We start from the raw sequence: 13,285 nt of genomic DNA, 5'->3' as shown, positions 1-13,285 counted from the left end.
GTTGCCACCGGATAAATCCGCTAGGGCGCCGCCGATCACCGGTTGGCAGGGCTGCGGCCGTAAAGCAGCAGCATGGCGATGATGACCACGCCGTAGATGATCTGCCGTCCTGCCTCCGGCATCTGCATGACCGAGAGGATCGATTGCAGGAGGGTGATTAAGATCACGCCGGCGACTGTGCCGAGGTATGAGCCTCTGCCGCCGAGAATGGATGTTCCGCCGAGGACGACGGCGGCGATCGAGGGCAAAAGATAAGCATCACCCATCGATTGGGCCGCCTTCGACGCATAGCCGGCAAGCAGGCCGCCGCCAAAGGCGCTAAGGGCGCCGGAGGCGATGAAGGCGATCAGGACGATCCGGCGGGTGTTAATTCCGGAAAGGTAGGCCGCGCTCTCGCGGTTGCCGATGCCGTAGACGGAGCGGCCGAATGTCGTGCGCGTGAGGGCAAAGACCGTGCCGGCACCGATCAAGGCCCAGATGAGCACGGCATTGGGTATGCCGGGGAGAAGAAAGCCGGTTGCCAGATAACGCATGGCAGATGTAGCCGAATCCTGTGGCGAGAAACCACCAGTATAAAGGACCATCAACCCCTGAGCGACGGCGTTGGTCGCAAGCGTGATGATCATCGAAGGAATGCGCAGATAAGCGACGCCGATGCCGTTGGCCAGGCCGATTGCCATGCCGCAGACAATTCCGAAGGGAATAGCAAGCATCTCGCCAGCAGGGCCATATGCGGCCGCAGCACAAGCCATCATTCCGCCAACGGCGACCGACCAGGGAACGGAAAGATCGATCTGGCCGAGCAAGATGACGATCATCATTCCCGTGGCAATGACGCCAAGGAAGGATGCCACTTTCAACTGCTGCAGGAGATATTCGGGCGACAGGAAACTCGTCGAATAAAAACTGCCGATAATCAGCAAAAGAATGATGCAGCCGAAGGCCGTCGCGATCGCCGGATCGAGCCGCCGCACGATTTTAGGCAGAGAGCTCACCGGCTCTTCTCGCGTGACGTTGCTCATCCGAACCACTCCAGGCGATTGCGGACGCGGAACAATCCGAAGGCTCCGAGGCTGACGGCGACAAGCAGCACCACACCCTGGAACAGAGGCTGCCACAGCGGATCGAAATCGAAAACGAAAAGCAGGTCGCCGATGGTGCGGAAGGCGAGCGCTCCGAATATTGCACCGATCGCGCTGCCCTTGCCGCCAAAAAGGGATACGCCGCCAAGGACGACCGAGGCGATCGAGAAAAGCGTGTAGGCATTGCCGCTTGCAAGGGCTGCCTCGCCTGTGAAAGTGAAGAATGTGAGAAACAGACCGCCGATCGAGGCAAGAAGGCCGGCCAGGGCATAGGCAGTAAACTTGGCGCGGCGGATCGGTAGTCCGGACATATAGGCGGCGGTCTCCGACGAGCCGGATGCATAAGCCGTCCGTCCGATGATCGACCGGCTGAACGGCACCCAAATGATGAGAACGATGGCAGCCAGGGCAACCAGGCTGGCGGGCACAGTGCCGAATATCTTCCCGGTCATGAAATCTGCCAGTTCCTCATTGACCGAGCCGCCGGGAAAGGGCCGCAGCAGCAAGGCGATCCCGAAGAAGACCGCGCCCGTTGCGATGGTGGCAACAATCGGCTGCAATCTCCCATAAATGACGACCAGGCCGTTCAATGCCCCGCACAAAAGACCGGTGGAAAGAACGGCGATCACGCCGAGGGCCGTTTCGATCGCCGTTCCAAGAACGATCCAGGAGGCCAGCGCATTGGTAAGGATGAAGATCATGCCGACAGATAGGTCGATGCCCGCCGTGATCACGACCAGCGTCTGCGCCATCGCGACAAAGGCAAGCAGGACACCCTTGTTGGCGGCGGTCTGCACGACGTTGGCCGTTAAACCGGCCGGATGGTTGGAGACATAGATGGCAAACATGACGAGGAAAATACCGGCTGCCATCAGCGTGCTGCGCCGTTCGTTTAACCGGTAACGCCATTCCTTCATGCCGCGCTCTCCGCCTTCTCGCCCTCGACATTGAGCGCGCTTGCGACCAAAGCATGCTGTGTAATGCCGTCGTCCTTCAGTTCGCGTACGATGCTGCCGTTATAAAACACGAGAACGCGATCGCAGCAGCCGATCAGTTCATCGTAATCCGTCGAATAAAAAAGGATGGCCGCGCCTGCTTCGGCAAGCCGCCGCAGCAACTGGTAAATTTCCTGTTTGGTGCCGACATCGATGCCGCGTGTGGGGTCGTTGAGCAGCACGATCCGAGGCCGGCGCATCAGCCACTTGGCAATGACGACCTTTTGCTGATTGCCGCCAGAAAGCGCGCCGACCGGAATGTCGAGGCCTGCCGTCTTGATCGCCAGCAACTGCACCATCTCGTCGATCAGCTGTTCTTCCATTTTCCGGTCTATGACGCCACCCTTGGATACCCGGTCCAGCACCGCGAAGGAGAGATTTTCCCGAACCGTCATCTCCAGCATCAATCCTTCGGTCTTGCGGTCCTCCGGGATCAGAGCCATGCCAATATGCTGTGAGCGTGCAACTGCCGGACTGGTGAGTGCGACGGGCTTGCCATTGACAAGGACGGAGCCGGTGGTGCCGCGAAGTACGCCGAAAAGGGCAAGCAGGATTTCGCGTTGTCCTTGCCCGTCCAGACCGCCAAGGCCGACCACCTCGCCTCTGCCGACGGTAAGAGAAATGTCGCGCAGGCTGTCCCCCCAGCAGAGCTTGCGGCACTCAAGAGCGGGGAGAGCCATATCGGTTGCCGCTCGCGCCGGCTTCGGCGGGAAGGCGCTGGAATATTCACGGCCGATCATCATTTCGACGATCTCGCTGCCGCTGCGCGTTCCGGCCGCAAAGCTCATGACATTGCGGCCATTGCGCAGAACAGTGCATTCATCGGCCAGTTCGGCGATCTCTTGCATGCGGTGTGAAATGTAAAGCAGCGCCAAGCCCTCTGATCGTAATCGCCTCAGGACGGAAAAAACCTTGGCGACATCAGCCGCCGTCAGCGCCGACGTTCCTTCGTCGAGAATAAGTATGCGCGGCTTCCATGCGAGCGCCTTGGCAATCTCGACCAGTTGCCGGCGCGACAATGACAGATCCTTGACCAGCGCCCGCGGATGAATGTCTTCGGCGCCTGCCCGGGCCAGCATCTCCTCGGCGATCGCACGCTGGGCCCTGCGGTTGACCAGGCCGAAATGGCGCGGCGGTGCGGCGATGCAGATGTTGTCGGCAACGCTCAGGTCGGGAATGAGCGAAAGCTCCTGAAATACACAGGTGACCCCGGCAGCGGAGGCTTCGGCGGGGGACCTGAAGCTGACCGGGCGTCCGTTCAGCAACATTTGGCCTTCATCGGGCGCGACGACACCTGCCATGATCTTGATAAGGGTCGATTTTCCGGCGCCATTCTCGCCGAGAATAGCGTGAATCCGCCCGGGTTTGACGGCAAGTTCGGCATTTTCCAGTGCGTGAACGCCGCCGTAACGCTTCGAAACACCGCTCATCTGGAAGAGGGGCGTTGCCGCCGGTATTTCTGATGTGATCATAAGGTTCCTCGAAACCGGTTTTTCTGGCGCGTCGCAGGTGCCCGCGGCGCGCCGTTCAAGCGAGCGGCTTGGACCCGGTCTACTGGTTTTCCTTCGACTGCCCCATGATCTCCTGCGCAGTGAAGTTGATGCCGCAGGTCGGGAAGGCATTGCCGACGAAGAAGTTGTCGGATTGATCGGGATAAAAGTCCTGGCCTTCCTTGAAATTGGGATCTTCAACGATTGCCAGCGGCAGCTTGATGGATTGCGGCACGACCTGTCCTTCAAGCGCAGCAATCGCCGTCTTGATGGCAACCGCCACCTGTGCGGGTCCCGTACCGGCCGACGAGCATTTCAGACCCTCAGCGGCATGCTTGGCGCAGAACTTGCGAAAGCCGTTTTCGGTCTCTCCCCCGAAAGGCACAAACGGATGTCCGGCATCGATCATCGCCTGTACGACGCCGGTATCGCCGCCCTGAGCGGTGATGCCGTCAAATTTCTTGTGCACGGCAATTGCGTCAGCGGTCGCCTTTTGTGCCGTCGGATCGTCCCACTTTCCGAGCACTTCGACGACATCCCATTTCTTGCCGGTCGCAGCAAAGGTTTCGTGAATACCGTTGTGACGGTCGGTATCGACCGAGGTGCCGGCAACGCCGCGCACTTCGAGAACCTTGCCGCCGTCAGGCAGGTGCTTCGCCAGCCAGTTTGCCCACAATACGCCGAGGCCCTTCTGATCGACGTTGACGTTGATTGCGTCTTCGGTGTCTAGGATGTTGTCGAAGGCGACCAGGATCACGCCGGCCTGCTTGGCGCGCTTGATGACCGGTCCGAATGCCGTCGGGTTCTGCGCGTTCACGACGATGGCGTCATAGCCTGAATCGATGAAGTTGTTGATTGCCGAAATCTGCGCGGGCACGTCCTCGCCGGTCGAAACGACCTTGAACTCCTTGAGTTTTGAGGCGACATCCGGCTGCGCGGCATAGGCTTTCGCCGTCTGGATCATCTGGATGCGCCAGGTATTGGCGATATAGCCGTTGGCGAGCGCTATGCGGTAGGGGCCGTCCTTCTTTGGAAACTTGAAGAACTTGGTTTCTGCCGCCCACGGCACGAAGCAGTCAGCTTCGGCCGCAGGCCCGCTGACGATTTCCGGCTCGGCAAGGGTCGTGGAGTGGGAAAGCGTGAATGCAGCCGCGGCCATGATGCCGCCGACCAATGTCTTGTACATCGAATCCTCCCATTGTTGCCGTGCTTGGATGGCATCGAATGGGTGTCGGCATCATCGACGTTCCGCTGCGGATTATTTCTGCAGTCGGGTGCCGGTCCGGCAAGGCATGTCGATACGCTATCCAGATGACGTCAGACGGGCTCCTCTCCCCTGCGTCATGCAGGCGATGCTAGCCCTGCCAACCATGATTGTAAAGCGGCCTGGGATGACCTGCTCTGTCAGGGATTCTTGGCGATTCAGAAGCATTGCATTTTTGAGCCATCGATGTCTAAACCGAGATTGATGGCGGGTCTTCTGCTTCGCCTTTCCGTGGCGCGGCCGTTTAAACCGGCAGTGGATATGCCGCAAGCTTGCGGCGCGGATGAAGGCTGTCTGTGTTCATGCGGCCCTTGTGGAAACACGGCCAGGCGCTTAACGGGGTTCTAGAGCTATTTGGAGGCATTGCGCATCAGGCAAAACGCGATGCAGCCATATTGCGTTTTCAATATTCCAAACACAAAGAGCTTGCGGAAGCGTTGCGCGGCAAACTCTGGCCGGCCGGTGTTGAGGCACCGCTATTGCCTGAACGGGCCGGACGCAGCCGCTCCGGTGGAACTTGCTACCTCCGTTTAAATCTGTCCGGATTTGGATGCTGCGAATTGACTGCGGACGATGCCGTGGCGCTGGAGCTTGTCGTAGAAAGTCTTGCGCGGTATGCCGAGCTCCGCAATCGTGCGGCGGACGTCGCCGCCATTGGCATCGAGCGCCTCACGGATGATGCTGGCCTCATAGCGGTCCAGTCGCTCGGGGAGCGGAAGCACTTCGCCTGTCTCAGGTGCCGACGGCGGCGCACTTGCCGGTAGCTGCTCAACGCCGAGGACGAAGCGTTCGGCAAAGTGCGACAGCTCGCGCACGTTGCCTGGCCAGGCGTGACCCTGCAAATGACGTTGAACGGCTGACGAGATGGCCGGAACTTCGCGTTTGAACCGGGACGCTGCGCGTTCGGCAAAATGGCCGAAGAGGAGGGGGATGTCGTCTCGGCGTTCTCTCAGCGGCGGGATCGAGATCGTGACCACATTGAGCCGATAATAGAGATCCTCACGAAAATCCCCACGCTGTTCCGGGTCTCCCAGATCCACCTTTGCGGCGGCGACGACGCGCAGGTCGACGGGCCTGACCTCATTGGTGCCGAGCGGCGTCACTTCCCGCATCTCGAGAACGCGCAGCATGTGCACCTGGGTCGATGGAGGCATGCTCTCGATCTCGTCGAGAAAAAGCGTGCCGCCGCTTGCATGCTCGATGCGCCCGACGCGCTTCTTTTGCGCTCCGGTAAAGGCGCCGGGCTCATGGCCGAAGAGCTCGCTCTCTATGACCGTCTCGGGCAGCGCCCCGCAGTTGAGCGCAACGAAATTGCCCGACGCTCTGCGGCTCCATCGATGCAGCAAGCTGGCGACCACCTCCTTGCCGCTGCCGGTCTCGCCTGTGACGAGCACGTCGACCTCGGTATCGGCGATCTGGCGCAAGGTGCGGCGCAGCCGCTCCATGGTCGGTGTCTGGCCGATTAGCGGCAGGTCGTCCCGAGCTTGGTCGGCGGCCCGGCGGAGCGCCCTATTCTCCAGAACGAGGCCGCGTTTTTCCAGCGCCCGCTTGACTGCTTGCACAAGCCTTTCGGTTGCAAACGGTTTGGTGATGAAGTCGTAGGCGCCGTCCTGAATGGCCTTCACCGCCATTGGAATATCGCCGTGGCCGGTGACCAGGATGACCGGCAGGTCCTCATCTTCCTTCCGCACGCGATCGAAAAGCTGCAGGCCGTCAATCTGTGGCATGCGGATATCGGAAACGACCGCGCCTGCAAAATCGGCGTTAAGGGCACCGAGCGCTTCGCTTGCCACCGAAAAGGCTGAAACTTTAAAGCCAGCAAGCTCCAAGGTTTGCTTGGTCGCCCGAAGAAGGTCCTTGTCATCGTCGATGAGAAAGATCGATAACGCATCCCTCATGCCTTTGCCCTCATAAGGTGGACTGTAAAACATGTGCCTTTGGCGCTGCTTGTGACATCGATCCGGCCGCCGTAATCGGCAACAATGTCCTTTGAAATGACAAGCCCGAGGCCCAAACCTTTTTCCTTGGATGTATGGAACGGTGTAAAAAGAGTGTCGAGAATTGCTGGTGGAATGCCGGGTCCATTATCCGAAACGGCGATGGCGACCTGCTCAGGCGTTTCCGCAACAGATATCTCCACCTTCGCGTCGTCGCGGCCTTCGAGCGCTTCAAGGGCGTTCTGGAAGAGATTGATCAGGATTTGCTCCAGCCGGATTCGATTGCCCATGACGAAGAGACCCGGTGGCGGCATTTGGATGTCGAGTGCGTTCAACTGCCCGGCAAACCGGCTCTTCAGCAAGACGACGGCGCCCTCGATGATGCTGCTAAGCTCAACGGGTTCGGCAGCCGTCCTCCCCTTGCGCGCAAAGGCTTTCAATTCCTCGGTTATCGTGCCGATTCTTTCAGTGAGCTGAGCAATGGCGCCTAAGTTCTCCTCGGCCGGATTTGGCTCTTTGCGCTGGAGGAAGACGCGGGCGTTATCTGCGTAAGCGCGGATCGTGGCAACCGGCTGATTGATCTCATGGGCGACGCCGGCTGCAACCTGCCCAAGGATGGCGAGCCGGTTCGCCTGCACGAGTTCCTGTTGCACGATTTGCAGCTTCGCCTCCGTATCGCGATGATCGGAAATTTCCGCCTGCAAGCGATCGCGAGCGCGACTCAATTCATCTGTCCTGGCAACGACCCGGCGCTCCAGTTCCTCGCGCATGGCCCGTTCGCTGGCGATCCTCATCACGGAGACCTGCCGCCGTCTCAGCAAAAAGGCCGCGATTGCGAAAATGGGCAGCAAAAACGCCAGTGCGAGGAGCCGCAGCTCCCGTACGGCCGACGCGACCGGCATTTCGGTTGGAACTAAATATTCCAGCCGCCATGGCGTTGTCGGAACGGCCGCAAAGAAGCGTAGATACTGGGCCTCTCCGCCGCCGGGCAGGACGGCAGAAACAATGGATGCGTCCGGGCTGATGGTTGAGGGATGCATGATGGGAAGCTCTGCCAGCGGCGCATCTCCGAACTGCAGACTGCTTCGAATGGATGCAAGATCCTGCCGCGGGACCGGCCCGGTGGTCATGAAACGCCAGGAAGGAATGCTCGTGATCAGAACGACCCCATGGTTGTCCGTCACGTAAACGGGCCTGCTTGCGTCACGCCAGTCGTTTTCGAGGCGGTTGAATTCCATTTTGACGACCACGACGCCGAGCGGAGCAGCCGCGCTGCCGACCCTGCGCGAGATGTAAAGGCCGGGACGTTTGCTGACGCTGCCAAGCGCGAAGTGTTCAGCCGTGCCTTGCTCCATTGCGCGACGGAAATAGTCACGGAACGCGTAGTCGTTTCCGACGAAACTGATCGGCTCGCGCCAGTTGCTTGAGGAGACGGCTATCCCGTCCGGACCGATGACATAAAGAACGGCGGCTTGCGTGCCGGTGACGAGCCGCTCCAGCTTGCGGTTCAAGAGATCGGTCGTGTCGCTCTTTGCAGACGAAAGGGCGTCGAGAACCTGTTGATCCTCCGAAAGAAGAAGCGGTAGGGCGCGAGGGCGCTCCAAAACGGCCGTCAGCAAAGCGACCTTGAGATTGGCGTCGGTGCGGGCCTGGGTTTCCAGCCCTTCGATCGCCGACCGGCGCCCGTAAAGTTCGGCGCCTACGAGCGCTGCCGCAATCAGAATCGCGGAGGCAGCTAAGAACAGGATCCAGGCACGGCGCGCCTGCCAAATGACGTCCGGGGGCGTTCGAACGTTGTCTGTGGTTGATCGCTGAAGCATGACGGAGAATGTGCGCAATCTCGCACAAGGGTCAAATCACTTTGTGCGAAAAGACGCCCAAGCGAGCTTGCTTTCGCGCGTGACTTTTCAAGAAGATGCGAGAAAACAGCGTCTTAGAGACGCAAAAGCAAACTGGCACGCCTGTTGCAAAGTGTCTGCAAACAGCCGGGTGGCTGTTGAATTACCAGAATCCGCATCATCCGCCCCGGGAGGCCATTGTCGGTTTGGGGCTTTATGGAGGACACTATGGGTGTAGCAATTCAAGCCGCGCCGGCGCGCGGCAAAGTTCCATTCTACCGGCATCTCTATGTGCAGGTCGTTTTCGCCATCTGTGCAGGCATGCTGCTCGGGCACTTCTACCCCGAGGTCGGCACGGCACTGAAACCGCTTGGCGATGCCTTTATCAAGCTCGTCAAGATGATCATCGCACCGGTCATTTTCCTGACGGTGGCAACCGGTATCGCCGGCATGTCCGATCTGCACAAGGTCGGGCGCGTCGCCGCCAAGGCGATGATCTACTTCCTCGTCTTTTCGACGCTCGCACTTGCCGTCGGTCTTGTCGTTTCCAACGTCATCCAGCCGGGTGCGGGCATGCATATCGATCCGGCCACGCTCGACGCCAAGGCGGTTGCGACCTATGCCGAAAAAGCCCATGACTCGACCATTACCGGCTTCTTGATGAACATCATCCCGACGACCATCGTCGGTGCTTTCGCCGACGGCGACATCCTGCAGGTGCTGTTCTTCTCGGTGCTGTTCGGTATTGCGCTCGCCATGGTCGGCGACCGCGGCCGGCCGGTCGTGGATTTCCTGCAGGCTTTGACGACGCCGATCTTCCGCCTCGTGGCGATCCTGATGAAGGCGGCCCCCATCGGAGCCTTCGGTGCGATGGCCTTTACGATCGGCAAATATGGCATCGGTTCGATCGCCAATCTTGCCATGCTTATCGGCACCTTCTATCTGACATCGCTGCTTTTCGTGCTTGTCGTGCTTGGCGGGGTTGCCCGCTACAACGGCTTCTCGATCCTGGCGCTGATCCGCTACATCAAGGAAGAACTGCTGCTTGTTCTGGGAACGTCGTCGTCGGAAGCAGCCCTTCCGGGCCTCATGGCGAAGATGGAACAAGCCGGCTGCAAGCGCTCCGTCGTCGGGCTGGTGATCCCGACCGGCTATTCCTTCAATCTCGACGGAACCAACATCTATATGACGCTGGCAGCGCTATTCATCGCCCAGGCGACAGACACGCCGCTGTCTTTCGCCGATCAGATCCTGCTCTTGCTGGTCGCCATGCTGAGCTCGAAGGGTGCTGCAGGCATCACCGGTGCCGGCTTCATCACACTCGCTGCCACGCTCTCGGTCGTTCCGTCGGTTCCCGTCGCCGGCATGGCGCTCATCCTCGGCATCGACCGCTTCATGTCGGAATGCCGCGCGTTGACGAACTTCGTCGGAAACGCAGTCGCCACCGTTGTCGTCGCGCGGTGGGAGAACGAATTGGACCAGACAAAGTTTGCTGCGGCAATGGCCGGTGAGCTGCCGGAGAATGGTGACGTGACCGTGCCGGCACTGCAGGCTGCCGAATAAAGACTGAGCTGTCACTGATCGAGACGTCGCCGCGCTCTGAAGAGGGCGCGGCTTTCCGCCTCTACAAAGGCGAAAAAGGCAGCATTCTCTGGTTCGTCAATCCGCGCAACGCGCAGGCGACAGGGGTCGAGCTTGCCGGGGAATGGGAGCGTTTTACTGGCGAAAGAGCGATGGCCCATCGGCTGGAGCCATGATGGCGGCCGGATCGAAATTTCCCCGCGCGATGTGCTGATCCTGCCGTTGGGCTAAAAGTCTGGTCAGCAGACGGCCGCGCGGGTCCAATTATGCCGCGCGGCCGTTCTTGAAGAGGTGGTTCAGGACGGCTGGGAGGGCACCGTATAGCCCTGCTGCCTCTTCATTCCGCTGCGATTTTCTCGATGTCGTTTGCCCGAACGATGCGCTCAAGCAGCGCCGTCTCTTCCGGACTGAGATCAATAAGCGGCGGGCGGACGGGGCCGGGATCCCGGTCAAGCACCCGCAGGCCGGCCTTGATAATCGAGACCGCGTAACCTTTCTTGCGATTGCGCAGCGCCACAAAGGGAAAGAAGAAATTCTTCAAGATCTCGTCGACAACAGGCTGATTGCCTGAGCGGAGTGCCTGATAGAAACGCTGGGCGAGCGCCGGTACGAAATTGAACACGGCCGAGGAGTAAGTGGTGACGCCGGCCGCAAAATAGGCCTGCGCATACACCTCATGTGTCGGCATGCCGCCGACATAGACCAGACGGTCCTGAAGCTTGGTTGTGATCTCGATCACCTTGTCGACATCACCAACGCCGTCTTTAAAGCCGACGAGGTTCGGGCACTCATCGCAAAGCCTTGCAATGCTGTCGGCGGTCAAGACCGCATTATCACGGTTATAGACGATGACACCGATGCCGACCGATTTGCAGACGGCCCTTACATGGTTGATGAGGCCGGCTTGTTCGCTGAACATCAGATAGGGCGGCAAAAGCAATAGACCGTCTGCGCCGGCTTTTTCGGCTGATTTGGCGATGTCGATTGCAAGCGAGGTGCCGTATCCGGCGCCAGAGATGATCGGTGTTTTCCCTGCCGATCCTTTTGCCGCCGCCACGACGGAAGGAATTTCCTGCGGGTTGAGGGAAAAGAATTCGCCTGTACCGCCCGCGGCGAACAATGCGGCTGCGTCATAGCCGGCCAGCCATTCGATGTGTTTGCGGTAAGCATCCTCGTCGAATTTGAGATCTTGCTGGAAATGTGTGACCGGGAAGGAGAGGAGTCCGCTGCCCACCGCTCGCTTGAGTTCAATTGGATCCATTGTTCATTCCTGTTTGATGTTCATTGATGAAGGGATGCGGAATCGGCTTAAACGGACGCTGTCTCAAGCGCTTCGATGAGCGCTGCGATGTAGCCGTAGCAAAAGGCAAAGGCGACGCCGGAAGGATCCCTGCCGCTGATCGTCGGGACGTGGTCGGGCATCAGCATGTATTTGTAGCCGACCTCTTTGTAGACCCGTGCAGAGCGGACCATGTCCATGTCGCCCTCGTCGGGAAAGGTTTCCATGAAGGACAGTTTTCCGCCTCTGATATTGCGGAAGTGGACATTGAAGATTTTTCCGCGCGTTCCGAACCAGCGGATGATGTCATCGATTTCTTCACGCGGGTTCTCAAGCATCTCGCCGATCGACCCCTGGCAGAAATTCAGTCCGTGATAGGGGCTTTCGTGCATGGTCACGAATTTCTTCAGGCCGTCGACCGTCCCAAGGACGCGGGTGACGCCGCGATAGCCGGGGGGCGTGTAGGGATCATGCGGATGGCAGGCGAGCCGCACGCGATTGGTTTCGGCAACCGGCACGACGCGTTTGAGGAAATAATCGATTCTTTCCCAGTTTTCGTCCTCGGAAAGCTCCCCGGCAAGGCCCGGCGCCGCCGCCTGATCGGCTTTTTCCCAGCGAAAGGCCTCGTTCATCGAGCCGCCGCGGCCCAGTTCCATTGGCGTGCGGGGAATTCCGATCAGATTGAGGTTGTACTTCGCCGCTGGAATGCCTGCGGCGCCAATATCCTCGATCAGTTTGCAAACGGCATCGATCTGACGATCACGCTTGGGACCGGCAAGAAGAATATCTGGATAAGAGGCGTTCTCGATTGGCCGCGAGGGAAGGGGCAGCTGGACCATATCGAGAACCAATCCGAAGCTCTCGACCTTGTCGCGGTGGCGTTCCAAATCATCAAGGGTCCAGCTCGCAGGCGATCCGGGTGGGTCGGCGCAGATATGCTTCAGCCCGAGCTGCGCGAAAACACGAAAATCGTCGTCGTCCCGAACCGCGACCTGGGTTCCAACATACATGTTTGAAATCCTCTCTAATTCAATAATGTCATATGACATAATATGAATTTTGAGAGGTGTCGAGTATCTTATTGCTGTTCGGCCAGCATCCGGTAGCGCCGCTGGCTGGCAAGCAAATGCGCGCGCATGGCCTGCCGGGCACGCTCGGGCTCCTGATCCGCAATGGCCTCCAGGATCTCGATGTGTTCTGCGTGGACCTTGTCGAGGTAGGCGCGATCATGGGCTTCGGGCAGCGTCGGGAACTGCCCTCTGGGGATGGCGCGAGGCCCGAAATGCCGCAAAACGTCGACATAGAATCGGTTATTCGTCGCCGCTGCGATCGCCATGTGAAACTCGTAATCTGCTTCGACCGTGGGGGCGCCATCTTCGATCATCTGCGCCATCTTGCGGTTGGCTGCGCGGATCGCAGCCTCTTGTTCAGCTGTTCTTCGATAGGCCGCAATGGCTGCCGCTTCTCCCTCTGCGGCCATGCGAAATTCAAGCAATTCAAGAGTTTCCGGGATGCTCTTGATTTCTACCGGCGTCAACGAAAACGCCTTTTGTGCGGATGGATTGCTGACGAACACTCCCTTTCCCTGGATCGGCCGGACATAGCCGGCTGAGCGAAGATCCGCGATGGCTTCGCGAACAACGGTCCGGCTTACGCCGAAAGTCGCCTCCAGTTGCGGCTCGGTGGGCAACTGGTCGCCCTCTTTGAGCTTTCCTGATTCGATCTGGGCCCGCATCTGATCGATCAACTGCTGTGCAAGTCTTTCTCGGCTCCGTCGCATTCTCAAATCCCAACCCTCGCAGCGCCTGTCGCAAATGCC

General features: G+C 59.4%; 10 protein-coding genes. 1 reads left to right on the top strand and 9 read right to left on the bottom strand.

The genetic code is table 11. From position 1 onward, the window contains the following. Window positions 1–35: 35 nt before the first annotated feature. The 6 genes from RGR602_RS30445 to RGR602_RS30420 form a co-directional block, all read right to left on the bottom strand. Window positions 36–1,022 carry an ABC transporter permease gene (locus RGR602_RS30445; RefSeq protein ID WP_040115705.1) on the bottom strand — a complete coding sequence of 329 codons (987 nt, stop codon included), beginning with the start codon at window positions 1,020–1,022 and terminating at the stop codon, window positions 36–38. Next, complete coding sequence (locus RGR602_RS30440) at window positions 1,019–1,999, bottom strand: ABC transporter permease (protein WP_040115704.1); 981 nt, start codon at window positions 1,997–1,999, stop codon at window positions 1,019–1,021. Before RGR602_RS30440 ends, RGR602_RS30445 begins: the two co-directional genes overlap by 4 nt. Continuing rightward, on the bottom strand, window positions 1,996–3,549 hold the full coding sequence (locus RGR602_RS30435; protein WP_040115703.1) for a sugar ABC transporter ATP-binding protein: 1,554 nt from the start codon (window positions 3,547–3,549) through the stop codon (window positions 1,996–1,998). The genes RGR602_RS30440 and RGR602_RS30435 overlap by 4 nt, the downstream gene beginning before the upstream one ends. 79 nt (window positions 3,550–3,628) lie before the next feature. Further along, window positions 3,629–4,753: a sugar ABC transporter substrate-binding protein gene (locus tag RGR602_RS30430; protein WP_040115702.1), complete on the bottom strand. Its 1,125-nt coding sequence runs from the start codon at window positions 4,751–4,753 to the stop codon at window positions 3,629–3,631. Between the two features lie 608 nt (window positions 4,754–5,361). Beyond that, window positions 5,362–6,729 carry a sigma-54-dependent transcriptional regulator gene (locus RGR602_RS30425; protein WP_040115701.1) on the bottom strand — a complete coding sequence of 456 codons (1,368 nt, stop codon included), beginning with the start codon at window positions 6,727–6,729 and terminating at the stop codon, window positions 5,362–5,364. After that, entirely contained in the window at window positions 6,726–8,588 is a 1,863-nt protein-coding gene (locus RGR602_RS30420; protein WP_040115700.1) for a sensor histidine kinase, read from the bottom strand. The genes RGR602_RS30425 and RGR602_RS30420 overlap by 4 nt, the downstream gene beginning before the upstream one ends. Window positions 8,589–8,834: 246 nt before the next feature. Between RGR602_RS30420 and RGR602_RS30415 the strand changes: the two genes are divergently transcribed. Continuing rightward, on the top strand, window positions 8,835–10,169 hold the full coding sequence (locus tag RGR602_RS30415; RefSeq protein WP_040115699.1) for a dicarboxylate/amino acid:cation symporter: 1,335 nt from the start codon (window positions 8,835–8,837) through the stop codon (window positions 10,167–10,169). A 355-nt stretch (window positions 10,170–10,524) separates the two neighbouring features. Here the strand turns inward: RGR602_RS30415 and kdgD are convergent, their stop codons facing one another. From kdgD to RGR602_RS30400, 3 genes are all read right to left on the bottom strand, one after another. Further along, the gene (kdgD, locus tag RGR602_RS30410; RefSeq protein WP_040115698.1) at window positions 10,525–11,448 is read right to left on the bottom strand and encodes a 5-dehydro-4-deoxyglucarate dehydratase; all 924 of its coding nucleotides are present in this window, start codon (window positions 11,446–11,448) and stop codon (window positions 10,525–10,527) included. 47 nt (window positions 11,449–11,495) lie between these two features. Continuing rightward, the gene (locus RGR602_RS30405; RefSeq protein WP_040115697.1) at window positions 11,496–12,476 is read right to left on the bottom strand and encodes a mannonate dehydratase; all 981 of its coding nucleotides are present in this window, start codon (window positions 12,474–12,476) and stop codon (window positions 11,496–11,498) included. Window positions 12,477–12,544: 68 nt separating this feature from the next. Beyond that, complete coding sequence (locus RGR602_RS30400; protein ID WP_040116614.1) at window positions 12,545–13,246, bottom strand: FadR/GntR family transcriptional regulator; 702 nt, start codon at window positions 13,244–13,246, stop codon at window positions 12,545–12,547. Window positions 13,247–13,285 lie beyond the last annotated feature (39 nt).

This window comes from Rhizobium gallicum bv. gallicum R602sp (assembly GCF_000816845.1).
Classification (GTDB): Bacteria; Pseudomonadota; Alphaproteobacteria; order Rhizobiales; family Rhizobiaceae; genus Rhizobium; species Rhizobium gallicum.
Note: the sequence above shows the minus strand (reverse complement) of the source record. Positions and strands in the feature narration are given on the sequence as shown.

Bases quoted from the DNA above. Each gene is read 5' to 3' on its own strand.
- RGR602_RS30435 (WP_040115703.1), bottom strand. From the start codon at position 3,549: ATGATCACATCAGAAATACCGGCGGCAACGCCCCTCTTCCAGATGAGC.
- kdgD (WP_040115698.1), bottom strand. From the start codon at position 11,448: ATGGATCCAATTGAACTCAAGCGAGCGGTGGGCAGCGGACTCCTCTCC.
- RGR602_RS30420 (WP_040115700.1), bottom strand. From the start codon at position 8,588: ATGCTTCAGCGATCAACCACAGACAACGTTCGAACGCCCCCGGACGTC.
- RGR602_RS30445 (WP_040115705.1), bottom strand. From the start codon at position 1,022: ATGAGCAACGTCACGCGAGAAGAGCCGGTGAGCTCTCTGCCTAAAATC.
- RGR602_RS30415 (WP_040115699.1), top strand. From the start codon at position 8,835: ATGGGTGTAGCAATTCAAGCCGCGCCGGCGCGCGGCAAAGTTCCATTC.
- RGR602_RS30440 (WP_040115704.1), bottom strand. From the start codon at position 1,999: ATGAAGGAATGGCGTTACCGGTTAAACGAACGGCGCAGCACGCTGATG.
- RGR602_RS30425 (WP_040115701.1), bottom strand. From the start codon at position 6,729: ATGAGGGATGCGTTATCGATCTTTCTCATCGACGATGACAAGGACCTT.
- RGR602_RS30400 (WP_040116614.1), bottom strand. From the start codon at position 13,246: ATGCGACGGAGCCGAGAAAGACTTGCACAGCAGTTGATCGATCAGATG.
- RGR602_RS30430 (WP_040115702.1), bottom strand. From the start codon at position 4,753: ATGTACAAGACATTGGTCGGCGGCATCATGGCCGCGGCTGCATTCACG.
- RGR602_RS30405 (WP_040115697.1), bottom strand. From the start codon at position 12,476: ATGTATGTTGGAACCCAGGTCGCGGTTCGGGACGACGACGATTTTCGT.